Source organism: Streptomyces avidinii (assembly GCF_014650695.1).
Taxonomy (GTDB): Bacteria; Actinomycetota; Actinomycetes; order Streptomycetales; family Streptomycetaceae; genus Streptomyces; species Streptomyces avidinii.
This window is the reverse complement of record NZ_BMVL01000005.1, coordinates 492,245-517,085: the sequence shown is the minus strand read 5'-3', so window position 1 is coordinate 517,085 and position 24,841 is coordinate 492,245. Positions and strand designations below refer to the sequence as shown.

The window sequence follows — 24,841 nt, the reverse complement described above, 5'->3', positions numbered from 1 at the left end:
GCTCCAGCGAGTCCGCCTAGTGTGGTTTCCGCAGCTGGTTCGCCCCGTCCGCCAGGCGGGATGCGTCGTAAGAGGGAACCCGGTGGGAATCCGGGACTGCCCCGCAGCGGTGAGCGGGAACGACCGCCGTCATACGCACTGGGACCGGACAACGGTCCTGGGAAGCGACGGCCAGTAGGTGCCCGCCGGGAGACCGGCAGGCGTGCCCGCGAGTCCGAAGACCTGCCCGTTGCCCGCACGCGACCGTTCGCATGCGGCCATTTCCGGTGACCTCGTGGGCGGGTCGGCGTACACAGCGAGCGGCACGTGCGGCGTCTTCCGCGACGTGGGCCGCCCGTTCTGTCGTTTCCTTCGCGTCCGCGTCCCGTCCCCGGGATGTTCAGGACACATCTCGCGAAGGAGAGTTCCGTGACAGCGAAGCCCGCAGCCGCGGCAGCACGAGCCACCGTTTACGGCTACCCCCGCCAGGGACAGAACCGCGAACTGAAGAGGGCCGTCGAGGGCTACTGGAAGGGCCGCGTCACCGCCGACGCCCTCCGGCAGACCGCGGCCGACCTCCGCCGTTCGAACTGGCAGCAGCTGGCCGACGCCGGGATCACCGAGGTGCCGACCGGTGACTTCTCGTACTACGACCACGTCCTGGACACCAGTGTCATGGTCGGCGCTGTTCCCGAGCGGCACCGCGCGGCCGTCGAGGCCGACGCACTCGACGGCTTCTTCGCGATGGCCCGGGGCACCCAGGACGTCGCCCCGCTGGAGATGACCAAGTGGTTCGACACCAACTACCACTACCTCGTGCCCGAACTCGGGCCGGACACCGTCTTCACCGCCGACTCCACCAAGCAGGTCGCCGAGCTGACGGAAGCGCTCGCGCTGGGCCACGCGGCCCGCCCGGTCCTCGTCGGACCCGTCACCTACCTGCTGCTGGCCAAGCCGGCCCCGGGCGTGGCCGCCGACTTCCAGCCGCTGACCCTGCTCGACCGGCTGCTGCCCGTCTACGCCCAGGTCCTGGCCGACCTGCACGCCGCCGGTGCCGAGTGGGTGCAGCTGGACGAGCCCGCCCTGGTCCAGGACCGTACCCCGGCCGACCTGAACGCCGCCGCCCGCACCTACCGGGAGCTCGGCGCACTGCCCGACCGGCCCAAGCTGCTCGTCGCCTCCTACTTCGACCGGCTCGGCGACGCCCTCCAGGTGCTCGCCGCCGCGCCCGTCGAGGGCCTCGCGCTGGACTTCACCGAGGGCGCCGCCGCGAACCTCGCCGACCTCGCCGCCGTCGGCGGCCTGCCCGGCAAGCGACTCGTCGCCGGTGTGGTCAACGGCCGCAACATCTGGATCAACGACTTCCAGAAGTCCCTGACCACCCTCGGCACCCTGCTCGGCCTCGCCGACCGGGTGGACGTCGCCGCGTCCTGCTCCCTCCTGCACGTGCCGCTGGACGCCAACGCCGAACGCGACGTCGATCCCCAGATCCGCCGCTGGCTCGCCTTCGCCCGCCAGAAGACCACCGAGATCACCACCCTCGCCCGAGGCCTCGCCCAGGGCACGGACGCCATCGCCGCCGAACTCGCCGCCAACCGCGCCGACCTCGCCTCCCGCGCCGGTTCCGCCATCACCCGCGATCCCGCCGTCCGCGCCCGTACCGCGGCCGTCACCGACGCGGACGGACGCCGTTCCCAGCCGTACGCGCAGCGGACCGTCGCCCAGCGCGCCCACCTGGGGCTGCCCCTGCTGCCCACGACCACCATCGGGTCGTTCCCGCAGACGAACGAGCTGCGCACCGCGCGCGCCGATCTGCGGGCCGGGCGCATCGACACCGCCGGGTACGAGGAGCGGATCAAGGACGAGATCCGCGAGGTCCTCTCCTTCCAGGAGAAGACCGGTATCGACGTGCTCGTGCACGGCGAGCCCGAACGCAACGACATGGTGCAGTACTTCGCCGAGCAGCTGACGGGATACCTCGCCACCCAGCACGGCTGGGTGCAGTCCTACGGCACCCGCTACGTCCGCCCGCCGGTGCTGGCCGGGGACATCTCCCGCCCCGAGCCGATGACCGTGCGCTGGACCTCGTACGCCCAGTCGCAGACGACCAAGCCGGTCAAGGGCATGCTGACCGGCCCCGTCACCATGCTCGCCTGGTCCTTCGTACGCGACGACCAGCCCCTCGGCGACACCGCCCGCCAGGTGGCACTCGCCCTGCGCGACGAGGTGGGCGACCTGGAGGCGGCCGGTACCTCGGTCATCCAGGTCGACGAGCCGGCCCTGCGCGAGACCCTTCCGCTGCGGGCCGCCGACCACGCGGGGTACCTGGCCTGGGCCACCGAGTCCTTCCGGCTCACCACCAGCGGTGTCCGGCCGGACACCCAGATCCACACCCACATGTGCTACGCGGAGTTCGGCGACATCGTCCGGGCCATCGACGACCTCGACGCCGACGTCATCAGCCTGGAGGCCGCCCGCTCCCACATGCAGGTCGCGGACGAGCTCGCCGAGCACGGCTACCCGCGTGAGGCCGGTCCCGGCGTCTGGGACATCCACTCGCCCCGCATCCCCTCCGCCCAGGAGGCGGCAGCCCTGCTGCGCAAGGGGCTCCGGGCCATCCCCGCCGAGCGGCTCTGGGTCAATCCCGACTGCGGCCTGAAGACCCGCGGCTGGACCGAGACCCGGGCCTCCCTGGAGAACCTCGTCGCGGCCGCGCACGAGGTCCGCGCGGACCTCACGGCCGGCGGTTCCTGACCCGTGGCCGGGCCGGGACGGACACCCAGGGGGTGTCCGTCCCGGCCCGGCCGCACATACGCACATACGCACATACGCGGCTGCGTGCCGTGAACCCACCTCTCCCGGAGAAGACCCCCATGCCCATGGTGTACAGCCGCGCCCGCGTCGCCGAGCAGGCGATCGACGCGGGCGCGGTTCTCGTCAACGACGTGAGCGGTGGCCTGGCGGACCCGGCCATGCTCGCGGCCGTGGCGGCCGGCGGCGTCCCCTGCGTCGTCATGCACTGGCGCGGCCACAGCCACGACATGAACAGCCGCGCGGTGTACGGGGACGTCGTCGGCGAGGTCGTCGCGGAGCTGCGCGCCCGGATGGACGCCGTGGTGGGCGCCGGCATCCCGCCCGAGCGGCTCGTGATCGACCCGGGCCTGGGCTTCGCCAAGCTGGCGCAGCACGACCTGCGCCTGGTGGCCGGGCTGGCCGAGCTGCGTGCGCTGGGGCGGCCCGTGCTGGTCGCGGGCTCCCGGAAGCGATTCCTCGGCCGGGTCCTGGCCGGCGCCGACGGCACGCCGCCCCCTGCCGACGGTCGGGATGCGGCCACGGCCGCCCTGTCGGCCATCGCCGCCCACCAGGGCGCCTGGGCCGTCAGGGTGCACGACGTACGGGCGACGGCGGACGCCGTACGGGTCTCCCACGCGGTGGCGGAAACACGGGCGGGGTGAGGCGGGCGGAGCGAGGCGGGCAGGCGGCGGGCGGGGTGAGGCGGGCGCCGACGCTCTGGGCCTGCACGGGGCAGATCGTCATTTAGGATTCAGGGCGGCCGCATGGCTGCGGAACGGTCGGGCCGGTCGAGGAGAGCGGCCCGGGACCGGGCCGTGGTCCGGACGGCCGACACGTGACGCTGATCATGAAGATCCCGGGGAATCGCCTGACCACCGGCGTGCGTCTCAGTGGTGCGTGGCGCTCGGCCCACCGCCCACGAACAGAAAACCCCCAGGGAGAAGTGAGGTATGCCAGTGATCTGCGTCGGAGGCATGATCGGAATCGGCAAGACGAGCGTCGCCGAACTGATCGCCAAGGAGCTGGGCAGCGAGGTCTTCTACGAGAGCGTGGAGGACAACCCGATCCTTCCGCTCTTCTACACGGCGAGCCCCGAGGAGATCCAGGCCAAGCGCTACCCCTTCCTGCTCCAGCTCTACTTCCTGCAGACGCGGTTCGCCGCGATCAAGGAGGCGTACAAGCAGGGCGACAACGTGCTCGACCGGTCCATCTACGAGGACTGGTACTTCGCCAAGGTCAATCACGACCTGGGGCGGATCAGCTCCCTCGAAATGCAGGTGTACGAGGGACTCCTGGGCGAGATGATGCGCGAGATCGACGGCCTGCCGTACCGCAAGGCACCCGATCTCATGGTCTACCTGAAGGCGGACTTCGAGACGGTGCTGCACCGTATCGGTCTGCGTGGCCGCGATTTCGAACAGGACGAGAGCCTCGTCGAGTACTACCGGACGCTGTGGTCCGGCTACGACGACTGGGTGCACAAGCACTACTCGGCCAGCGAGGTCCTCGTCATCGACATGAACCACACGGATGTCGTGCACAACCCCGAGGACGCGGCCCGCGTGGTGCGGGAGGTCAAGGACACCCTGACGGCGGTCGCCGCCCGCCGGGTCTGAACCCGGCCGCCCGGCCCCCGCTCACGCGTGCTGGCCCCGAGCGGCTCCTCGTTCCGGGAGGGAGGACGAGGAGCCGCTCGGGGAGGACCTCAGCGGTGGGTGAAGTCCGGGGACCTCTTGTCCACGAAGGCGCTCATGCCCTCCTTCTGGTCGGCGGTGGCGAAGACGGCGTGGAAGAGGCGGCGTTCGAAGCGGACGCCTTCGGCGAGGGTGGTCTCGAAGGCCCGGTTGACCGCCTCCTTCCCCATCATCGCGACGGGCGCGGACATGCCCGCGACCGTTTCGGCGACGGCCAGGGCTTCGGCCATCAGATCATCGGCGGGGACGATACGGGAGACGAGTCCGGCCCGCTCGGCCTCGACGGCATCCATGGTCCGGCCGGTGAGGCAGAGCTCCATGGCCTTCGCCTTGCCGACGGCCCGGGTGAGCCGCTGCGAGCCGCCGATGCCGGGGATCACGCCGAGCTTGATCTCGGGCCGGCCGAAGACGGCGGTGTCGGCGGCCAGGAGGATGTCGCAGAGCATGGCCAGTTCGCAGCCGCCGCCCAGGGCGTAGCCGGATACGGCGGCGACGGTGGGGGTGCGCAGGTTGCCGAGGCGGTCCCAGGCGGTGAACCAGTCGGTGAGGTACATGTCCATGTACCCCTGCGGCTGCAACTCCTTAATGTCTGGCCGCGAACCTGATCACCAGCGACGTCGACGAGCGCGACGCGCAGTTCGTGACGGGCGAGCGCACGGCGGAAGGCTTCTACCGGGTGCAGAACGGCATGGCCCCGGTCATCGCCCGCGGCCTCGCCTACGCCCCGTATGCCGACCTGATCTGGGCGGAGACCGGCACCCCGGACCTGGAGCAGGCCCGCGAGTTCGCCGAGGCGATCCATGCGCAGTACCCCGACCGGATGCTCGCCTACAACTGCTCGCCGTCGTTCAACTGGAAGGCCGCGCTGGACGACGACCAGATCGCCAAGTTCCGGCGGGAGCTTAGCGCCATGGGCTACCGCTTCCAGTTCATCACCCTCGCCGGTTTCCACTCCCTCAACCACGGCATGTTCGACCTCGCCCGCGGCTATGCCGAGCACGGCATGACCGCGTACGTGGACCTCCAGGAGCGGGAGTTCGCCGCCCAGGCGCAGGGCTTCACCGCGGTCAAGCACCAGCGCGAGGTCGGCACGGGCTGCCGGGTGGAGATCACCGGCCCGCCGGACCGCCGGATGGCGGTGAACGCCCTCAACTCGGGTGCCCGGGTGTGGATGGCCGACCTCGAAGACGCCACCTCGCCCACCTGGGACGACGTCATCGGCGGCCAGCTGACCCTGCTCGACGTGATCGAGCGGCGGATCGACTTCACCAGCCCGGAGAGCAAGGTGTACCGGCTCGGGCCGGAGCTCGCGACCATCATGGTCCGCCCGCGCGGCCGGCACCTCCTCGAGGAGCACCTGGAGATCGACGGCCGCCCCGTCTCCGCGTCCCTCGTCGACTTCGGCCTGTACTTCTTCCACTGCGCCCGGCCCCAGATCGACGCCGCCACAGCCCGTACTTCTACCTCCCCGAGCTGGAGAACCGGTACGAGGCACGCCTGTGGAACGACATCTTCCTTCTTGCCCAGGAACTGCTCGGCATACCGCGCGGCACCGTCCGGGCGACCGTTCTCATCGAGACGATCACCGCCGCGTTCGAGATGGAGGAGATCCGCATGGTGCTCGGCTGTGCCCACCCCATGGGCCCGCTGAGGCTCGCCGACCTCATCGGCCTCGACACGGTCGCGGCCATCGCGGAATCGCTCTACGACGAGTTCAAGGAACCCCTCTACGCCCCGCCCCCGCTCCTCCAGCGGATGGTCCAGGCGGGGCTGCTCGGCCGCAAGACCGGCCGCGGGTTCCACACGTACGGCCGGGACTGAGGGTCCCGGTCCGCCGCCCGGGCTGAGGGTGCCCCGGCAGCTGAGGAACGGGCGGGGCGTGGCGAGTGGTGTCGTCACGCCCCGCCCTGCCGTGCTCGGCCGAAATCCGTGCCCGGCCACGTGAATCGGCATTCCCGACGGCCAGAAGCTCGCCCTCGTCCGGGCCATCCGGCTGTCCGCCGCCCCGGGGTCCTGCTCCTCGACGAACCCACCCGCGGCTTGGACAAAGCCCCGGCCGTGCCGGGCGTGCCGTCCGCGGTGAACGCCGCGATCCGCCCGCTGGGCGCGGGCACGGCCGGTATCGAGACGGAGTCTTGGCGGCCCTTCGGGGCATCCGTCGCCGGGTTCCGCGCGGCGCCGGGAGGTTTTCGCACGCGGTGGGGATATCAGTGGACCCCTACGGCGATCAACGGCGATCGCCACTGTGCGGAAGGGCCCGAAGCCGGTGACAGTCAAACCGATTCCCGAGGGATACCAGCGCGTCACGCCCTACCTCTGCGTGGACGGGGCCGCAGCCGCGATCGACTTCTACGTGGCCGTGCTCGGCGCGGCCGAGCGGATGAGGATGCCCGCACCCGACGGCAGGATCGGCCACGCGGAGCTGGAGCTGGGCAACTCGGTCGTCATGATCGCCGACGAGTACCCGGAGATGGGGTTCCGGTCGCCGAAGTCGGTGGGCGGCACGCCCATCACCCTGCACGTGTACGTCGAGGACGTCGACTCCGTCTTCGCCACGGCCCTCTCGCTCGGCGCCACGGAGCTGTCGGCGGTCAAGGACCAGTTCTACGGCGACCGCACCGGGCAGTTCGAGGACCCCTTCGGCCACCGCTGGAACGTCGCCACGCACGTGGAGGACGTGTCCCCCGAGGAGATGGAGAAGCGGGGCAAGGAGGCCTTGGAAGCCGCGGACACCCCACCCGACGGCGCCTGAAGCGCCTTCGGCCGAGGTGAGGGCGCCCCGCCCGTCAGCAGCGCCGCCCCCGGCAGGGCGGAATCGGCGCCGCCGCCGGTTGCACTGCGGGCCTTCCCCCGGGCCGGAGCAGGGCGACGAGGAAGGTCAGGGCGATGCCCGCCGCCACCGCGAAGAGGGCGTCGCCGATCCCCTGCGCCGTGGCTTCGCGCAGCGGCTCCCCCGTGAGTCCGCCGAGGCCCGCGGTCTGCACCAGGACCAGAAGGGCGAGGCCCACCGCTGCGCCCATTCCGGAGCCGGTGGAGGCGATCCCGGAGGCGATGCCCTGGTCCCGGTCGGCCACCCCGGTTCCGGCGGCGATGAACATGGCGGTGAACACGATGCCGTCCCCGGCACTGAGCGCGACGAGCCCCGGTACCAGTTCTGCGTACGAGCCGTCGGGAGTCACCGCCATGCCCAGCAGCACGGCGCCGAGCGCGCCGACGGCGAGAGCGCCGAGCAGGTACGGGGGGATCCCCCACTATGGCGGGTCCGCCGCGCCTGCGGTGTGATCGGGCGTCAGGTCCACCCGACCGGCGGCGAAGACGCACCGCGCGGCATGTCGGATCGGGCAGCCTCTCCCGCTGGGGGAAGATGCCGTGTCGGGGCCCGTGGACCGCGCAGGAAGTCGGTGAATCGGTTGTGACGCCGCCCAGTGGTTACGTGGAGGAAGTGGCTCCGATCGCCGCGGGTCCCGGAGCCGGGGAGAAGGGCCTCAAGACGGGCGCCTTGGGCCTGGCCTCCTCCGTGGCCATCGGCGTGGCGTCCACCGCCCCCGCCTACAGCCTCGCGGCCACGCTCGGCCTCATCGTGACGCGGGTCGGCCCCCAGGCCCCGGTCATCACGATGCTGGCCTTCATCCCGATGCTGCTGATCGCCTACGCCTACCGGGAGCTCAACGCCACGGACGCGGACTGCGGGACCACCTTCACCTGGGCGACCCGGGCCTTCGGCCCCCGCATCGGGTGGATGGGCGGCTGGGGGATCATCGTTGCCGACGTCATCGTCATGGCGAACCTCGCGGAGATCGCCGGTGTCTACACGTACCGGCTGTTCGGGTACGAGTCGCTCGCCGAGAGCAGGCTGTGGACCACGATCGCGGGGGTCCTCTGGATCGCCGTGATGACCGCCGTCTCCTACGTGGGCATCGAGATCTCCGCCGCCCTGCAGCGCGGCCTGCTGACGGTCGAGGTGGTCGTACTGATCGTCTTCGCCGTCACCGCCATGACCAAGGTCTACGCGGATCCCCCGGCGACGGCGATCCGCGTCTCCGCCTCCTGGTTCAACCCCCTGAACGTACCCAGCGCCGAGGCGTTGACCGCGGGGCTGCTGGCGGCCGTCTTCATCTACTGGGGCTGGGACACCGCCGTCACGGTCAACGAGGAGACCGCCGACAGCACGCACATCCCCGGGCGCGCCGCGGTCATCTCGACCGTCCTGCTGCTGGTCATCTACGTCGCGGTCGCCACCTCGGCGCAGGCCTTCGCCGGCGTCGGGACCGAGGGCATCGGCCTGGGCAACCAGGAGAACGCCGACGACGTGCTCTCCGATCTCGGCAGCGCGGTCTTCGGCGATCAGGGCGTCGGCGTGTTCCTCACCGGGCTGCTGATCTTCATGGTGGTCACCTCGGCGGCGGCCTCCACCCAGACCACGATCCTGCCCCTGGCCCGGACCGTCTTCTCGATGGCCGCGCACAAGGCCGTTCCCGCCCGTTTCGCCCGGGTCCACCGGAAATACCTCACCCCGACCTGGTCGACGGTCGGGATGGGTCTGGCCTCGATCGCCTTCTACGTCCTGCTGACGCTGATCAGCCATGACGTGCTGGCCGACTCGATCGAGTCGGTCGGCCTCGCCATCGCCTTCTACTACGGCCTGACCGGCTTCGCCTGCGTCTGGTACTACCGCAGGGTGCTGACGCGCAGTACGAAGGACTTCGTGTCCAAGGGCCTGCTGCCGGGGCTGGGCGGCCTGATGATGCTCTCGGTGTTCTGCTACGCGGGCTTCCACGTCTACGCCGACCCCCACTACGGTGCGACCTCCATCGACCTGCCGCTGCTCGGGCCGACGGGCGGGGTGGCCGTCGTGGGGCTGGGCGCCCTGCTGATCGGGGTCGTCCTCATGCTGGTCGTCACCCGGGAACACACCGCGGCCCTGAAGCTGCAACGGAGCCTGCTGCCGCGCAAACTGGAGCCGCAGACGGCCGTCGAGGCGGCGAGCCGCTACGTGCCGGCGGACAGCCGGTCCGGAGTCGGCGGCGACTGGTTCGACCTCGTTCCGCTGTCGAGCACGCGCGTGGCCCTGGTGGTCGGCAATGTGCGGGGGCACGGACTGCACGCCGCTGCCGCCATGGGGCTCCTGCGTGCGAGCGTGCGTGTCCTCGCCAGGATGGACCTGCCTCCGGACGAGGTGCTCTCCCACCTGGACGACGTGGCCCGGCAGACCTCCTCGGAGTGGGCCCGCGAGCTCGGCAGGGACGGCGGCGAGCGCGGTGGGAACGGCGAGCTCCGCCGGGACGGCGCACGGTCCGATGCCGGTCCGGACGTTGCCGCGGTGACCTGCCTGTACGTCGTCTACGACCCGGTGTCGGGGCGGTGCACCATGGCGCGGGCGGGCGGCTGGCCGCCCGCGGTGGTGGAGGCGGACACCGGTACGGTCTCCTTCCCTGACCTGCCGTCGGGCCCCCCGCTGGGCCTGGGGGGCCAGACCTTCCAGAACGTCGAACTCCAGCTGCCGCCCGGCAGCCTCATCGCCCTGTTCACCGACGGTCTGACGCATGCCGTCGGCCACGACCGCGACGAGGCCCTCGGCCGCCTCGCCGAAACGCTCTCCCGGCACCGGCGCCCCCTGGAGCAGCTGTGCGACCTCGCCCTGGCGAGACTGCTGCCCGGGCCCGTGGACGACGACGTGGCCGTGCTCCTGGTCCGGACCCGGATGCTCGACGAGCGCCATGTGGCGCAGTGGGAGCTGGCATCCGACCCGGCGATGGTCGCCGTCGCCCGCGCCGCCGTCACCGGGCAACTGGAGGCCTGGGGGCTCGACGATCTCTCGTTCGTCACCGAACTGATCGTCAGCGAGCTGGTCACCAACGCCATCCGCTACACGGACGGCCCCGTCCACGTCCGGCTGATCCGTGACGAGAACCTCGTCTGCGAGGTCTCCGACACCGGCCACACCTCACCGCATCTGCGCCACGCCGCCACCGACGAGGAGGGCGGCCGCGGCCTCTTCCTCATCGCCCAGATGGTCCACCGGTGGGGGACGCGCTACACCGCCGCCGGAAAGACCATCTGGACCGAGCAGCTCGTGGCTCCGACGGAGCGGCCGTGAGCACCGAGGAGCCCGCGGCACATGTGGTCAAGGGGCGAGACCGCCTGACGTTCGACGGCTGGATCGCCGCCGTCGGAACGGAGTCCGGCACCCGTGTGGTGGTGGGCCACTGGCCGCGGTCCCCCTTCGGGCCGTTCAGCGACGTGATGCTGGAGCGCGCCGACGGGCGTCGCATCCTGCTGGCTCCGACCGCCCGTACGGCGGAGTACATCGCGGGCGTCTACCACTTCGACGAGGTCCGGACGGGACCGGTGGCCGTGCACAGCAGGGGGCCGGTGTGGGACGTCGCCGCCGGAAGCCTGCGCCTGCGCTTCACCGTCGGCCGCCGCGGAGGGCTCGGCCTCGCGCTGCGGGCCGTACCTGGGCCGCTCGCCCGTCGGCCGGGTTGGGCCGCGCTGGTCAGCGGGCCCGCACGGCTGCTGGTCGGCGTACGGACCCGGGGAAGCTCGCGGCCCGGGTGGCGGCAGTGGTACGCCGCCCGCGACCTCCATGTGATCACCTCGGCCGTCGCATCGTTCGCGGGGGTCGACCTCGGTCCGCTCGCTCCGGTGGTTCCGCCCGTCCGGTTCGGATTCGCGTCGGCGCCCGCCACGCCGGCACTGGTACGGGTCGTCTCCACGGTCGAACGTATCTCCGCTCCGACCGTGCCCCGCCGGCCGTTCGGCTAGACCGTCCCCCTCGGATCCTGCCGGGCCGTGGTGAGGACGAATCCGCTGCGCGGGCGGGTGGGGATCCGGGACAGCGGAATCGACAGGTCCTGCTCGGGGACGTCGAAGTCGAGGGCGGCGAGTTCCGCCGCGAGCGTGGCCAGCAGGGCGACGGTGATGTCCTCGCCGGGGCAGCGGTGGCCGTGGGCCGGATCCCCGCCGCCCTGCGGGACGAGCTCGTCCGCGCCGGGTTCGCGTCCGACGAACCGCTGCGGGTCGAAACGGTACGGGGCGTCCCACAGCTCGGGGTCGTGGTGGTGGCCGTAGAGGTCGAGCAGGACCAGGGTGTCCTTCGCGATCGTTTCGCCCTGCCAGGTGAGGTCGGTCGCGGCGAGGCCGCCGACGAACGGGGCGAAGGGGTAGAAGCGACGCACCTCATGGGCGAACGCCCGCGCGTAGTGCCCGTCGGCATCCTTGCGCAGCAGGTCCCGGTGGGACGGCCAGCGGTGCAGTGCGTGCGCCGCGAAGACGGCGAACCAGGCGATGGCGACGGTGGGCCGGATGATGTTGAGCAGCTCGACGGCTGCCGTGTGCGGGTCGAGGAGGCGGCCGTCGGCGTCCCGGTGCCAGGCCACGACCTCGAACGCGGTGCCGCTGTCGCCCGCGAGCTCCTCGCCCTCTCGGGCGAGGCGGACCAGTGCGGCGAGGGCGTCCTCCTGACGGGCGCGGGCGGCGCGGGCACGCCAGTGCCGGACGCCGAGAGTGGCGAAGCCGTCGACCATGGCCGTGCAATCCCCTGCCATCTGCCGGGCGGCCTCGTCGGAGAGCGGTACGCCCGTCCACGCGCAGACGGAGCGGGCCAGGATCAACGCGGTCTCGTCGAAGAGCACGACGCGCCGGCCGCCGTCACGGCCGGTCAGCGCCTCGGACCACTGGAGGACCACGTGGTCGGCCAGCGCCGCCGCCCCCGCCTCGTCCTTGAGGAGCGCGAGGAACATGGCCTTGCGGGCGCGGTGGGCGTCGCCGTCCAGCGTGTGCACCGCGCCCTGCCCGAAGAGCGTGTCGAGCACGGGTCCGGGAAGGGCCGCGGTGCGGCTGATGTGCCTCTCGTCGTAGAAGAAGCCGATGGCCGCGGGGCCGCGCAGCGCGATCGCCGGACGGCCGAGCAGCCGGGTGCGGACCGGCCCGCCGTGCGTGGCACGCATCCGGTCGGGCAGCCAGGCGTAGCCGCGGGCCAGCAGGGGGAGGGTGCTGTCGGTCCAGGGGGCGAGGGTCGTCGTGAGTCGGGTCATGCCCGTCGGCTACCCCGCCGGGCCGCCCGCACACCGGGCGCCCGGCCGGGTGCCGCGGCCCGCGCGGTACCTTTGGGGGTCGTTCTCTCGTTCCCGCGTTCCTCCGTTCCCGCGTTCCCGCGTTCCGTCCTTCGCACTGACAGGTCTGCTTCCCTTGCCCGACTCCGCCGTGTCCATACCCGTGCGCCTGCGCGGCTTCCGCCCGTCCTGGCTGTCGCCGAAGGTGCTGCGTACCGAGGTGCTGGCCGGGCTGGTGGTCTCGCTGGCGCTGATCCCGGAGGCGATCTCCTTCTCGATCATCGCCGGGGTGGATCCGGCGATCGGCCTGTTCGCCTCCTTCACCATGGCCGTGACCATCGCCGTCGTCGGCGGGCGGCCCGCGATGATCTCCGCGGCCACCGGAGCCGTGGCCCTGGTCATCGCTCCGCTGAACCGGCAGCACGGCTTCGGGTACCTGGTGGCCGCCGTCATCCTGGCCGGGGTCTTCCAGATCGTCCTCGGCGCGCTGGGCGTGGGCAGGCTGATGCGGTTCATCCCGCGCTCGGTGATGGTCGGCTTCGTGAACTCCCTGGCCATCCTCGTCTTCATGGCCCAGGTTCCGGAGCTGCGGAACGTGCCGTGGGCCGTCTACCCGCTCCTCGCCGCCGGCCTGGCGCTGCTGGTCCTGTTCCCGAGGATCACGAGGTCGGTCCCGGCCCCGCTGGTGTCGATCGCGATCCTCACCGTGATCACCGTCGCTGCCGGAATCGCCGTACCGACGGTCGGCGACAAGGGCGCGCTCCCGTCCGCACTACCCGTTCCCGGGCTGCCCGACGTACCGTTCACCCTCGCCACGCTGACCACGGTCGCCCCGTACGCCTTCGCCATGGCGCTCGTCGGGCTGATGGAGTCGCTGATGACGGCGAAGCTGGTCGACGAGATCACCGACACCGCCTCGTCGAAGACCCGGGAGTCCATCGGGCAGGGCGTCGCGAACATCGTCACGGGGTTCTTCGGCGGGATGGGCGGTTGCGCGATGATCGGCCAGACCATGATCAATGTGAAGGTCTCCGGCGCCCGGACCCGCCTGTCCACCTTCCTCGCGGGCGTGTTCCTGATGGTGCTGTGCATCGTCTTCGGCCCGGTGGTCTCGGAGATCCCGATGGCCGCCCTGGTCGCCGTCATGATCATGGTCTGCTTCGCGACCTTCGACTGGCACTCCGTCGCACCCAAGACCCTCCGGCGGATGCCCGCGGGCGAGATCACCGTCATGGTCGTCACCGTGGCCTGCGTGGTCGCCACCCACAACCTCGCCGTCGGCGTCGTCGCCGGATCCGTCACCGCGATGGTCATCTTCGCCAGGCGCGTCGCCCGGCTCGCCGATGTCACTGCGGTCACCGACCCCGACGGCAGCCAGGTCGTCTACGCCGTCAGCGGCCAGCTGTTCTTCGCCTCCTCCAACGAGATCGTCGGCCGCTTCGACTACGCCGGCGACCCCGACAAGGTCGTCATCGACCTGTCCGCCGCACACGTCTGGGACGCCTCGTCGGTCGCGGCGCTCGACGCGATCGAGCACCGCTACGCCCAGCGCGGCAAGACCGTCGAGATCACCGGCCTGAACGGTCCGAGCGCCCGCCTGCACCGGACGCTCAGCGGCGAACTCGCCACGGCCGACTGACCCGGGAACTCACCGCCCGGGCGACGGCGTCCCGGGCCGGGCGGCTTCGACGTACGACCTCAGGTTGGCCAGCGAGGAGGCGATCCCCGCCTCGTGCACGGCCTGGTCGATGCCGGGCGGCACGTCCTCGGCCGTGACGCTCACCTCGGTCCCCCCACCGACAGCGGCGAGGTGCCAGGTCAGGGTCATGGTCCCCGCGTACCGGGGGTCGTCGGCCTCGAAGACCGCCCGCTGCACCACGTGCCGCGAAGGCAGCAGGTCCGCGAAGACGACCTCGACGACGTCCGTCGCATCCGACGTCTTGCCGAGCCCGTCAGCGGGATCGAGGTAGGTCAGGACCATCCGGAATCCCCCGCCGGGCCGCGGATCCCACCGCTCGACCCTCCCGCGCATCCCGTCCGGCGGCAGCCACCTCTCCAGGGATTCCCGGTCGAGGAGGGCGGCGTAGACGGCCGCCGGCGGAGCTGCGATAAACCGACTCCCACGGTCTGTCCTGCTCATGGACCGATTCTGCCCGCCGGGGCCCGTGCGACGCGCTGTCCGACACCGGCATGCCCCGGGCGCCGCCCGCTCGGTCGTTCGCGGGGGCCCGGGGACCGGAGTGGCGGCCACGGGGCACGGAGGGGCAGGCTGGACTCATGAGAGCGCCCTTGCGCTCGCCCCCTGGACCGCGAGCCGAAGGTCACCACCAGGTCCTCTTCGTCTTCGCGGCGTGCGTGCCCTTCGCGATCGCCCTGCTGGTGCTGCTCGTCGAGTTCACCCCCCTGCACGTGCTGTACACCGGCCCCCTGCTGGTGGCGACACCGGCGCTGGCGGCGGTGACGATGGGGCCCACGGGCACGCTCGCGGCAGCGGGGACGGCCGTCGGGGTCAGCGTGGCCACCGCCACCTACAACCAGGCCTGGGGAACCCAGCAGGTCTACACGAATTTCCTCGCCCTGTTCCTGGTCTCGGTGGCGAGCTTCCTGACGAGCCGCACGGCGCGCACGCGCCGGGAGAACGAACTCAACCAGGTCCGCCGGATCGCCACGGCCGCCCAGGAGGTACTGCTGCGGCCGGTACCGGACCGGCTGGGCCCGGTGCGGGCGGCCAGCACGTACCTGGCGGCCGAGACCGGCGCGCAGATCGGCGGCGATCTCTACGACGTGGTCCAGACCCAGTACGGGGTACGGATGATCGTCGGGGACGTCCGGGGCAAGGGACTGCCCGCCGTACGGGCCGCCGCGATCGTCCTGCGAGCGTTCCGCGAAGCCGTGCACTACGAGGAGGACCTGGTGGAGGTCATCGACCGGTGTGTTGCGGCCCTGCGGAGGGACGCCGTCGCCGCGGGCGCGACCGGCGGTGACGACGCCCTCCTCCTGGAGGGCTTCGTCACCGCGCTCGTGGCCCAGATCCCGGACGGCCCGCACGTCGAGGTGATCAACCGGGGTCATCCCCCACCGCTGCTGCTGCACGACGGCACGGTCCGGTCCCTGATGCCCACCGCCCCGCTGCCGCCGCTCGGTCTCGAGGAGTTCATCAGCGGTCCTCCCGCTCAGCCGGACCGCTATCCGTTCGTGCCCGGCGACCGGCTGCTGCTGTACACCGACGGCGTCATCGAGGCCCGCGACGGGAAGGGCACCTTCTTCGACCTGGCCGAGGCCATGGCGGCCATGCGCGACCACTCCCGGGCGGCGTTCCTGGAAGGTCTGCACCAGGCGTTGCTCCGCCACACCCGCAGCCGCCTGGCGGACGACGTGGCAGTGGTACTCGTCGACCGATGCGAGGACGCGGACGGGGACGGGGACCGGGACGGGGACGGGGACGGGGACGGGGACGGGGACCACGGTGCGGCGACCGGTCCGGCGTAGCGTCCGTGTTCCGAGTCGCCCGAACGGGCCCGGGGGCGACAGCATGGAGGGAGGGCGATCAGCGGGATGCCCTCCGGAGGATGTGATACGGAAAGTGACCAGTCATCGCTTTGCGTTCTGCGGGGCCGAGCTCGCCGCTGTCTACGTGGTCGCCGACCAGGGCAGGGAACTCCATCTCGCCGAGCTGACCGGCAACCGCGGCATCCTCTACGGGCTGCCCGCGATCCTCGCCCTGGCGGGGCACTCGCCCGCCGCCAACGCCTTCCGCTCCGGCCGCCCGCTGTGGCTGACTCCCAAGGAGCTCGCCTCGTTCATCGAGGACGACCCCCACCACTTCCCGACCCGGGTCCGGGACGGTGCCCCCGACTCGCCGGCCCGGATCTCGCTGGGCGCGCTGCCCCTGGGACACGGCGCGCAGGAGCTCGGCTGCCTGGTCGTCGCCGGGCAGGCGGGGGACGGCTTCAGCGCCGACGACCGCAGCCTTCTGGAGCTCTACGCCGACCAGGTGGCCGCCGGACTCGAATCGGTCGCCGCGCGCTTCGCCGGGCGCAGACCCCCGGCGCCGCAGGCACACCTGGGTCAGTCCCTCGTACCCGATCAGGGCGGCGCGTTCATCCTGGAACTGGACACCGGCCGCATGGAGGCCCACGCGCACGTACTGGAGCTGCTCGGGCTGCCTCCCGAGCAGTTCGACGGGCAGGTGGAGACCCTGCTCGCCTGCGCCGTCCCCGACGACATGCCCGCGTTGATGGCGATCGTGGAGCCGGACCGGCTGGCCGCCACCGGACAGCAGCTGGCGTTCCGGATCCGCCGCCCGAACGGCGAGCTGCGCTGGCTGGGGCTGCGGTGCCGTGTGGAGGTGGACTCCGGCGGAACGCCGCGGCGCGTCCTGGGCGTGGTGGCCGATGCCACGTATCTGCGCCCCAGCGCCGACGAGGTCTCCCTCGTCCAGCGGTTGTCCGCCACGCTGGCGGGCGCGGCGACGATCCGCGAGGTCAGCCGGCTGGCGGTCGCCGCCCTGCGCGAGCCGCTCGGCGCCTCCCGGGTCGCGGTCGGGGAACTGGAGAGCGAGCGGCTCATCGTCACCGCCCTCGGCCCCCCGGAGCCCGATGCCTGGCCCGAGGTCTGGCGCTCGGAGTGGCGGTCCGAGTGGCCCGAAGTGTCGCTCAGCGACCTCCCCACCCTGCAGAGCGCCCTGCGCGGGGGCCACTTGAGCCTGTGGCCGCCGGGCGAGGCTCTCGAACCCGGTCTGCTGGGCGTCGGGCCCGGTGGTCTCGCGGTGGTTCCGCTGCCCGCCGACGGCCGGATGGTCGGGGTGTGCCTGGTGGGGTGGGACGGGGAGCACCGGTTCGGACCGGAGGAGCGGTCGCTGCTGACCGCGACGGCGGGGCTGGTGGGGCAGGCGCTGGTGCGCGCCCACGCGCTGGACGCGGGCCACGAACTCGCCACCATGCTTCAGCGCAGTCTGCTGCCCCGTAAGCTCCCGGAGCTGCCGGGCGGGATCGCCGTCGCCCGCTACCTGCCCGCCACGGCCGGCCTGGAGGTCGGCGGCGACTGGTACGACGTGATTCCGCTGCGCGACGGTCATGTGGCGTTCGTGATCGGGGACGTACAGGGGCACAGCGCCGGGGCCGCCACCATCATGGGCCAGATGCGTACGGCGGTGCGGGCGTACGCGGTGGAGGGGCACCCGCCCGACGTGGTGGTCGCGCGGGCCAACCGTCTCCTCGTCGGCATGGAGACCGATCTGTTCGCCACCTGCGGATATGTGGACCTGGACATGGAGGAGGGCATCGCCAGGGTCGTACGGGCGGGCCATCTCCCGCCGATCCTGCGTCATCCGGACGGCGTCGCCGAGGAGATGGTGGTCGAGGGCGGGCCTCCTCTCGGGGTGCTCGCGGAAGCCGAGTTCCCCATGACCGAGGTGGGGCTGCTCCCCGGCACCCTGCTCGTCCTGCTGACGGACGGCCTGGTCGAGTCGGCCAGACTGCCCATGGAGGAGGGCATGCGGCGGGTGTGCGAGGTGCTCGCCGCGGCCGACCCGGTCGATGCCGGAGAGGTGGCCGACGAGTTGCTCGTCGGTGGGGGCCGGCGGCGCGACGACGACGTGGCACTGCTGATGCTGCGCTACGACGGCACGGGCGACCGGCCGAAGCGGAGCCACTGGACGGTGTGGCGGGTGCCCAACGCGGTCCTGCACGCGCGCCGTTTCACCGCGCGCATCCTGCGGTCGTGGGGCGTGGTGGACACACTCGACGAAGCCCTGCTGGTCGTGTCCGAGCTGGTCACCAATGCGATCGCGCACACGCAGGGCGAGGTGGGCATGGACCTGACCCTGTCGGCGGACCGGCTGCGGATCGCCGTGAACGACGCCTCGCCGCGCAGCCCCGTCAAACCGATATGGGTGAGCTGGGAATCGACGGGCGGTCGCGGACTGCTCATCGTCGAGGCGACGGCGGCGGCCTGGGGCTCGGTGCCGCTCAGCGGCGGCAAGCAGGTGTGGGCGGAGATCCCCTGGCACCCCGAGAGCGACCGGCGCGCGGGGTGAGGCCCTCGTGGGGCGCCGCCCGAAGGAGCCTTCGGGGCGGCGGGTTCGATTGGCGGGGCGGCGGGCGGGGCGGGAGGCTGGGTGTATGCGTTGGCGTGTGCCCGGCCGGACGGCAGCCGCGGTGGCCGCCCTCCTTCTGGTCACGGCCGCCGGACCGGGTTCCGGGGACCCAGGCGGCTCCGGGGACTCGGGGCGGCAGGTGGAGATCGGCGGCGGGCGGAGCCTGTACCTGCAGTGCGCGGGTTCCGGCAGCCCCACCGTGGTCCTGCTGTCCGGGCTGCACGAGGCCTCCGACCCGTGGTCGCTGACCGACACCACCCCTCCGGTGCCGAAGGCCCCGGCAGTGCTGCCCGGGGTGGCCGCCTTCACCCGGGTGTGCACCTACGACCGGCCCGGCACCATCCGCTACACGCAGCCACCGACGCTCACCACGCGCAGCACCCCGGTGAGCGGCACCCGGCCCCTGGCCGCCATGGTCCAGGACCTGGACCGGCTGCTGTCCGCCGGGCACGTGCCGGGGCCCTACCTGCTGGTGGGACACTCCTTCGGCGGGATGCTCGCCCTGCGGTACGCGCAGACGCACCCGGACGAGGTCCGCGGGCTGGTCCTGGTCGATGCGCTCGGCCCCGGGCTGAAGCCCGCGATGGGGGCGCACTGGGCGCCGTACGTCGAAGCGCTGCGGCACCCCGGGACCCCCTTCGACGCCGACCCGGACTTCGAACAGGTCGACATCGACAGCGGGGTGACCGCCATCGACGGCGGCGGACCGGTCCCGGCGGTCCCGGTCGCGGTGCTCAGCAAGACCGCGCCCTTCGCGGCTCCTCCCACCATGTCCGGGGAGCTGCTCGCCGCGCTGGAGAAGGCCTGGCCGCAGGCCCAACAGGCGCTGGTGGAGCTGCGTCCGCAGACCCCGCACCTCCTGGCGACCGGCAGCGACCATTACGTCCAGCTGCACGACCCGGACCTCACGATCGCGGCGATCCGCCTGATCGCGGACCGCAGCGGCAATCGCTGAGACCCGGCGGCGTCAGAACGCGTAGAGGGCGTTGCCGTTCAGGGTCGCGGACATCACGCACGCGTTGGCGAAGGTGTGCTTCCACGCGACGTGGCTGCCGCGCCACACGCCGTCCGCGGTGATGGTGACGGGGTTGTAGTGCCGCGGGCAGGCACGGTTCGGTTCCGGGGCGGACAGCAGGCGGTTGAACTCGCCCTCGGTGGCGCCCAGGGCGTCGCACGCGGCCCTGGGGGCGGGGTGCGTGCCCTCGGCGGTGTAGGCGCAGCTGAGGACGGCCGCCCGCAGGACGGTGCCCGTGGCGACGTCGTCCCCCTGGGTGACGGTGAAGACCATGGCGGAGGGGGCGTACAGGCTCGTGGGGCTCGCCTCCGCAAGGCCCGTGGCGCCGGCGAGGCAGAGGAGAGCGGCGGCGGAGACGGTGGCTAAGCGGTGACGCATGAGAGGACTCCCTTTCGATTCAAAGGTGGTTTGGCGCATCGCATCTTGTATGCAGCGCCGAAGCGAGGCCGAGCCTGCCAGGTATGAAGGGTTGCCGCACACTGGCGGTCGATTTACGGACAGTTAGTTCGGATACCGACGATCGGACGGGTGTTCGCGCAGCTCACGCCTGGTATCCGGCCGCTCACACCGTGCGACAGGACGGCGTCTCGTCCGGCCCGGCGGCCTCTCCCCCACCTGCCGCCCTGGTGGCGGCCACGTCCGGTTCACCGAACGGCCCACCAGGGTGACCGGATCGATGCGGTGACGGGTCCACAGCCCTTTCGGAATCAACCACTCCACCGTCCTGCAACCGCTGCCGAACCAAGGGACGTTCAGTCCGGCTGCCGCGCCTCGCGAAGCGTGAGGAGGTACGCCGCGGTCAGCGCGACGGCAGGATCCTCGTCGTGCGACAGCTCGGCGAGGGCGCGCGCGGCCGTGGCTCCGGGGATGTCCGCGAGCGCCTGCGTCAGCCGTCGCCGGGAGGGCAGTGCGTCGGGGTCGGCGGCGAGGCGGCCCACCATCGCGGTGGCGATCCGATCGGCCGCCGCGGGGCTGCTCGCCAGGGCGCTCAGCGCGTCGGCCGCGTCGACGTCGTTCGTCCCCTCGACGATCATGTCGACCAGCGTGGGGACCACGTCGACCGCGCCCTGTTCTCCGTGCGGTTCTCCGTGCGGTCCATCCTGCGGATTTCCCTGCGCTCCGAGCGCGAGGGCCGCATGCCCGCGGACCACCCGGTCGGGGCTCCGGAGGGCGCCCTGCAACAGGGCGGCCGCCCGCTCGTGCGGAATCTCGGCGATGGACCGGACGGCCCGCTCCCGTACCGCGGCCACCGGTGAGTCCAGGCCGTCCGCCAGCAGTTCCAGTGCGGCCTCGGCCGACTGCGCCACGGCCCACCGGAGGGCACCGGCAACGACCGGATCCTCCTCACCCAACGCCGCCTCGACCAGCGCGTCCACGGGTACGGCTGCCTCCTCGCCGGAGGACAGCGCCGCACGCTGCCGGTTCGCGGCGTTCTCCGAACCCAGCGCGTGCAGGAGCGCGACGGTCTGGAGCACGTCCTCCCACTCGGTCGGTTCGGCGGCGCCGATCCGGCGCAGCCGTGTGAGCAGTGCCGTCTCGACGGCGATGCGTTCGCGGGTCTGACGGGCGAGGTCTTCGACGAGTTCCGCGGGTCTGAAGCCGGGGTCGTCCAGGGCGCGCGCCACCTCACGCAGCGACAGCCCCAGGGACCGCAGACTCTCGACGTGGAAGATCCGCCGGATGTCCTCGCCGGAGTACTCCCGATAGCCGGAGACGGTGCGTCCGGTCGGCCGCACCAGGCCCAGCGCGTCGTAGTGCCTGAGCATGCGGGCGCTGACCCCGGACCGCCTGGCCACATCACCGATCAACACGGACTACGTTCCTCCTCCTGGCCCGTCCTGCAGGACCGCGACGCGCTTCGCCTCCTCGATCGCGGACTCGAAGCCGGCCTCCGGGTCGCGCAGCAGCCGCTGTGTCGCGACCGCATGATGACGCACGCGGGGGTCGAGATCCGTCACGGCAACCTGCAGCGTCGCAGATGCGGCCTCACCGAGGACGATCAGTGCCCGGCTGAGGCTGAGCTGCGTCTCGTGCCCGCCCCGCCCGAGCTGTGTCGCCAACGCTCCGGCCAGTTCGGACTCCTCGCCCTCGGGCACGAGCACGACCGCTGCCCGCCAGGCACTGCGCGCCACCTCGTCGTCCGCGTCGGACAGGAGCGCCCGGGTGATCGCCGGCCACGCCTGCCGTTCCCCGATCTTGGACAGCGTGTGCAGCGCCTGGCTCCGTGCCTGCGGCAGCTCGGATCGGAGCTCGCCGATCAGCAGCGGAACCGTGACGGACGCCGAGTGACGGGTGAGTGCCCATGTCAGCATCTCGCGTACGGAGAACTCGGGCTCGGTCGCGCACCGTTCGACGATCCTCTCGACGGACCGGGGGTCCGGGGTCGAGCCGATCGCCATCGCTGCCCGCAGCCGCACCGACGCTCGGGTGTCCTCCAGCTCCCGGAGTGCTCGCACCGTATGGGTGTCCTGTCCTGTCGTGGTCATCGCCACCACCTCCTGGACCGCAGTGAAGACCTTGTCACCGTGTCAAGGTCAAGCCGGCCCCCACGGCCCACCGCTGTCCCCCGAATGGCGCACCCGGATTGCGGCCGCCCCGCAGCGGGTGGTGGGCTGGCGGGGGTGACCGCGCGGCCGACCGGGGACGACGAGGCCCCCGGCGAGCGGCGACGCGTCGTGGCCAAGGCCTGTCTCGTGGCTGCGGGCATCGCTTCCCTGTCGGCGGCGGCGCTGCTGATCCGGGAGGGCGGTTTCGCCGGCGCGGACATCACGATCCTGGAGGCCCGGAACCGCACCGGCGGAAACCTGGACGCGGAGGGAGACCCGGACGCCGGTTACACCATGCGCGGCGGGCGGATGTTCGAACTGCACTTCGAGTGCACCTACGACCTCGCCCCCGAGGACCTGGTGTTCGTCACCAACGGTTCGATGACCGCGAATTCGATGCTCGGATCGACCGATGCAGCCCCCGTACGGGACAGTTCCGCCCCCGACGCCTCGTGGCTCACCGTCACCACCAAGGATCCGACCTTCTTCAAGGCCATGGAGGAGTTCTCCGGCAGCGAAGCCGGCAAGGGGCGGGCTGATCACCTTCAAGGACTCCCGCTGGCTGCTGACCATCGTCCTCAACCACCAGCCGCACTTCCGCCAGCAGCCCGACGACACCTATGTGTGGTGGGGCTACGCGCTGTTCCCCGACCGGACGGGCGACCATGTGGGCAAGGCGATGGCCGAGTGCACCGGCCGGGAGATCCTGACCGAGGTGTGCGGACACCTGCGGCTCGCGCAGAGCGAGCAGATCATCGAGTCCGCGACCGTGCGGCCGGCCCTGATGCCGTACATCACCAGCCAGTTCCTGGTCCGCAAGGCCGGTGACCGCCCCGAGGTCGTTCCGGCGGGATCCACCAACCTCGCCTTCATCGGCCAGTACGCCGAAGTCCCCGACGACGTGGTGTTCACCGTCGAGCAGTCGGTGCGGACGGCTTGGACCGCCGTGGCACGCCTGCTCCGCCTGGACCGGCAGCCACCCCGGATCCGGAACGGGGCACGGCCCCGCGACGCCGAGGCGCCGGGGGCCGCATCCCGCCCGGCGGTGAGCCGCGAAGCGCCCCACCGGGGCGTCGTCAGGTCCTGTCGGGCTTGTCCCGGTCGCCACGCAGCGAGTCCTGGACGCCACGGGCGCGATCCGCGGCTTCGTTCAGGGCCTCCTTCGCCTTGCCCTTCGCCTGGTCGGTCTTGCCCTCGGCCTTCAACCGGTCATTGCCGGTGACCTTGCCGACGGCCTCCTTGGCCTTGCCCTTGGCCTGGTCCGTCTTTCCCTTGTCAACCATGGTGAACTCCTTGATCCGGGCACCCCGACGAGGCCCGTACGGGACGAATCGGGTTGCCGCGTGTGTGCGGAAGGTGCCGAACGACGACGAGCAGAAGAACGAGCAACAGGGGAACCATCGCCATCCGCCTCCGACACGCCGTCTGCCCAGTCGCCCCTCTCGCATGCACAGCAATGCGCGGCCTCTCCCGATGCACGACGCGGACGATCGGGGGTAGGCGCCGACCATGAACCTCGCAACCGTGCTGTCCGCCGGAGTAACCCCGTCCCTGCTCCTGATCGTCGTCGGCGTGCTGATCGCGGCCCTGCTGGTCGCCGCCTTCTGGTGGGGCAGCCGCCGCGCCGCGCGCCGCCGCTCCCCCGTCGGCCCGCCCCCGCAGCCGCGCAGCGACTCCTGGCAGACCCCCCAGGACGACCCGAACCAGGGCCACCCCCGCCCCTGACCCGGCCTCCTCGCTCCGGTGCCGGGTGGGCTCCCGAGGACAGAGCAGGCCGGAGGCTGCACCCAGGGCGCCGGACGTTCCCCGACTGCCGGATTCTCGCGCCAGTACCGAAGACAGTTGCTTCGACGATGTCGAGCTGTCCGGCCACGACCGGCCCGGACGCGCCACTCGGCCCGCCCGCTCGGCGTCCGCGAACCATTCGCCCAGCTCGTCACGGACACGCATCGCCAACGGGTACGGGCCCCGTGCCGCCACTGCCCGCGCCAACTGCGCGGTCAGCTCAGGCCTTCGGCCACGGCCTCGGCCTCGGCCTCGGCTGCATCGACATCCCACACCCCACCCGCGACCGGGAACGCGCAATGGCAGCACTGCGACGTGGGAGACCGTGAGTCCGTAACGGTGAGATCGGCAAGAGCTACCAGCTCACCAAGGGCATGGCAGCCCGCTCAGGTGCTACGAATGAGCCTGACGCCGCCAGGAAACTTCTCCGTGTCATGCTGTTGCATCCTCACGATGTATTCCCCGGTGGAGGATGCCACATCCCGGCATTTGACAAAGCGTGTGCGGGGAACGTGCACGGTATACGGACCGTTCCCCCAAACGAGACCGTCTACCGACTCTGCGTACCAGTAGAAGTAGCGCCGATTGCCGAGCATGTATCCGCGCTGGTTTGGGTTCAAGTTAAACCAGCCGAAGGCGATGAATGGATCACCGTCGACAGCGCACTCGGGCTCGTATTCCATGCCTGCCACGGCGACCACGGCCGTGTGAGCGTTCGTGAAGTAGGGCATGCTTAGCTGCTTTCCTGACCTGCAGCCCTGCGCTGCCGCCACTGCTCGACGATAGAGTCTGGGATGTCATCTGCCGGCTCCGTGCGCGGCGTTGGTTCAACGTCTTCGCGAGGAGTCGCGGCACCCACAGTTGAAGTATTGGCGACT

General features: G+C 71.7%; 19 protein-coding genes, 7 pseudogenes and 1 riboswitch. Of the genes and pseudogenes, 17 read left to right on the top strand and 9 right to left on the bottom strand.

Annotated features, from left to right (window positions below; all coding sequences use genetic code 11):
- Positions 1-18: 18 nt before the first annotated feature.
- Positions 19-244: riboswitch (cobalamin riboswitch) on the top strand.
- Positions 245-408: 164 nt separating this feature from the next.
- The 3 genes from metE to IE257_RS16080 all read left to right on the top strand — a co-directional run bounded on the left by metE (position 409) and on the right by IE257_RS16080 (position 4,388).
- Entirely contained in the window at positions 409-2,733 is a 2,325-nt protein-coding gene (gene metE, locus IE257_RS16090) for a 5-methyltetrahydropteroyltriglutamate--homocysteine S-methyltransferase (protein ID WP_189969076.1), read from the top strand.
- Complete coding sequence (folP, locus tag IE257_RS16085) at positions 2,628-3,434, top strand: dihydropteroate synthase (protein WP_372453169.1); 807 nt, start codon at positions 2,628-2,630, stop codon at positions 3,432-3,434. Before metE ends, folP begins: the two co-directional genes overlap by 106 nt.
- A 288-nt stretch (positions 3,435-3,722) precedes the next feature.
- A complete protein-coding gene (locus IE257_RS16080) occupies positions 3,723-4,388 on the top strand; it encodes a deoxynucleoside kinase (protein WP_189969074.1) in 666 nt (221 codons plus the stop codon).
- Between the two features lie 89 nt (positions 4,389-4,477).
- Here IE257_RS16080 and IE257_RS16075 read toward each other — a convergent pair.
- Positions 4,478-5,056: pseudogene (locus IE257_RS16075) on the bottom strand (enoyl-CoA hydratase-related protein); the annotation flags it as partial.
- On the opposite strand from IE257_RS16075, the pseudogene IE257_RS16070 reads away from it, so the two are divergent.
- From IE257_RS16070 to IE257_RS16060, 5 genes and pseudogenes are all read left to right on the top strand, one after another.
- A pseudogene (locus IE257_RS16070) lies at positions 5,056-5,562 on the top strand (isocitrate lyase); the annotation flags it as partial. The pseudogenes IE257_RS16075 and IE257_RS16070 overlap by 1 nt on opposite strands.
- Positions 5,557-6,077 (top strand): annotated as a pseudogene (locus tag IE257_RS38290) (malate synthase A); the annotation flags it as partial. The pseudogenes IE257_RS16070 and IE257_RS38290, both read left to right, overlap by 6 nt.
- A gap of 3 nt (positions 6,078-6,080) precedes the next feature.
- Positions 6,081-6,287, top strand: a pseudogene (locus IE257_RS38285) (3-hydroxyacyl-CoA dehydrogenase family protein); the annotation flags it as partial.
- Positions 6,288-6,503: 216 nt separating this feature from the next.
- Positions 6,504-6,596: pseudogene (locus IE257_RS38280) on the top strand (ECF transporter S component); the annotation flags it as partial.
- 136 nt (positions 6,597-6,732) lie between these two features.
- Entirely contained in the window at positions 6,733-7,218 is a 486-nt protein-coding gene (locus tag IE257_RS16060; protein WP_189969070.1) for a VOC family protein, read from the top strand.
- Positions 7,219-7,252: 34 nt separating this feature from the next.
- Here IE257_RS16060 and IE257_RS16055 read toward each other — a convergent pair whose 3' ends face one another.
- Positions 7,253-7,663: an MFS transporter gene (locus tag IE257_RS16055; protein ID WP_229920396.1), complete on the bottom strand. Its 411-nt coding sequence runs from the start codon at positions 7,661-7,663 to the stop codon at positions 7,253-7,255.
- A 245-nt stretch (positions 7,664-7,908) separates the two neighbouring features.
- Here IE257_RS16055 and IE257_RS16050 point away from each other — a divergent pair, with 245 nt between their 5' ends.
- Positions 7,909-10,563: an amino acid permease gene (locus IE257_RS16050; protein ID WP_229920395.1), complete on the top strand. Its 2,655-nt coding sequence runs from the start codon at positions 7,909-7,911 to the stop codon at positions 10,561-10,563.
- A complete protein-coding gene (locus IE257_RS16045) occupies positions 10,560-11,231 on the top strand; it encodes a hypothetical protein (RefSeq protein WP_229920394.1) in 672 nt (223 codons plus the stop codon). Before IE257_RS16050 ends, IE257_RS16045 begins: the two co-directional genes overlap by 4 nt.
- Here the strand turns inward: IE257_RS16045 and IE257_RS16040 are convergent.
- Positions 11,228-12,502, bottom strand: coding sequence for a cytochrome P450 (locus tag IE257_RS16040; RefSeq protein ID WP_189969064.1), 1,275 nt, complete (start codon positions 12,500-12,502; stop codon positions 11,228-11,230). The two genes, IE257_RS16045 and IE257_RS16040, sit on opposite strands and share 4 nt — an antisense overlap.
- Positions 12,503-12,671: 169 nt before the next feature.
- Here IE257_RS16040 and IE257_RS16035 point away from each other — a divergent pair, with 169 nt between their 5' ends.
- A complete protein-coding gene (locus IE257_RS16035; RefSeq protein ID WP_189969267.1) occupies positions 12,672-14,159 on the top strand; it encodes a SulP family inorganic anion transporter in 1,488 nt (495 codons plus the stop codon).
- Between the two features lie 9 nt (positions 14,160-14,168).
- On the opposite strand, the gene IE257_RS16030 is transcribed toward IE257_RS16035, so the two are convergent.
- Positions 14,169-14,660: an SRPBCC domain-containing protein gene (locus IE257_RS16030; protein WP_189969061.1), complete on the bottom strand. Its 492-nt coding sequence runs from the start codon at positions 14,658-14,660 to the stop codon at positions 14,169-14,171.
- A 137-nt stretch (positions 14,661-14,797) separates the two neighbouring features.
- Here IE257_RS16030 and IE257_RS16025 point away from each other — a divergent pair, with 137 nt between their 5' ends.
- The 3 genes from IE257_RS16025 (at position 14,798) to IE257_RS16015 (ending at position 19,572) form a co-directional block, all read left to right on the top strand.
- Positions 14,798-16,009: a PP2C family protein-serine/threonine phosphatase gene (locus IE257_RS16025; RefSeq protein WP_189969059.1), complete on the top strand. Its 1,212-nt coding sequence runs from the start codon at positions 14,798-14,800 to the stop codon at positions 16,007-16,009.
- Between the two features lie 94 nt (positions 16,010-16,103).
- Positions 16,104-18,557 (top strand): SpoIIE family protein phosphatase, encoded by a 2,454-nt coding sequence (locus IE257_RS16020; protein WP_229920393.1) that lies wholly within the window; start codon positions 16,104-16,106, stop codon positions 18,555-18,557.
- Between the two features lie 85 nt (positions 18,558-18,642).
- Positions 18,643-19,572: an alpha/beta fold hydrolase gene (locus IE257_RS16015; RefSeq protein ID WP_189969055.1), complete on the top strand. Its 930-nt coding sequence runs from the start codon at positions 18,643-18,645 to the stop codon at positions 19,570-19,572.
- Positions 19,573-19,584: 12 nt separating this feature from the next.
- Here the strand turns inward: IE257_RS16015 and IE257_RS16010 are convergent, their stop codons facing one another.
- From IE257_RS16010 to IE257_RS16000, 3 genes are all read right to left on the bottom strand, one after another.
- Complete coding sequence (locus IE257_RS16010; protein ID WP_189969053.1) at positions 19,585-20,010, bottom strand: subtilase-type protease inhibitor; 426 nt, start codon at positions 20,008-20,010, stop codon at positions 19,585-19,587.
- A gap of 374 nt (positions 20,011-20,384) precedes the next feature.
- Positions 20,385-21,443, bottom strand: coding sequence for a MerR family transcriptional regulator (locus IE257_RS16005; RefSeq protein ID WP_189969051.1), 1,059 nt, complete (start codon positions 21,441-21,443; stop codon positions 20,385-20,387).
- Positions 21,444-21,446: 3 nt separating this feature from the next.
- Positions 21,447-22,118, bottom strand: a complete 672-nt coding sequence (locus IE257_RS16000) for a HEAT repeat domain-containing protein (RefSeq protein WP_189969049.1) — start codon at positions 22,116-22,118, stop codon at positions 21,447-21,449.
- Between IE257_RS16000 and IE257_RS39425 the strand changes: the two are divergent.
- A pseudogene (locus IE257_RS39425) lies at positions 22,092-22,463 on the top strand (oleate hydratase); the annotation flags it as partial. The gene IE257_RS16000 and the pseudogene IE257_RS39425 sit on opposite strands and share 27 nt — an antisense overlap.
- Positions 22,464-22,590: 127 nt before the next feature.
- Positions 22,591-23,067: pseudogene (locus tag IE257_RS39420) on the top strand (oleate hydratase); the annotation flags it as partial.
- A 187-nt stretch (positions 23,068-23,254) separates the two neighbouring features.
- Here IE257_RS39420 and IE257_RS15990 read toward each other — a convergent pair.
- Complete coding sequence (locus IE257_RS15990) at positions 23,255-23,461, bottom strand: CsbD family protein (RefSeq protein ID WP_189969047.1); 207 nt, start codon at positions 23,459-23,461, stop codon at positions 23,255-23,257.
- Positions 23,462-23,687: 226 nt separating this feature from the next.
- Between IE257_RS15990 and IE257_RS15985 the strand changes: the two genes are divergently transcribed.
- The gene (locus IE257_RS15985; protein ID WP_189969045.1) at positions 23,688-23,903 is read left to right on the top strand and encodes a DUF6479 family protein; all 216 of its coding nucleotides are present in this window, start codon (positions 23,688-23,690) and stop codon (positions 23,901-23,903) included.
- Positions 23,904-24,349: 446 nt separating this feature from the next.
- Here IE257_RS15985 and IE257_RS15980 read toward each other — a convergent pair whose 3' ends face one another.
- On the bottom strand, positions 24,350-24,694 hold the full coding sequence (locus IE257_RS15980) for a hypothetical protein (protein WP_189969043.1): 345 nt from the start codon (positions 24,692-24,694) through the stop codon (positions 24,350-24,352).
- Positions 24,695-24,841: the final 147 nt, after the last annotated feature.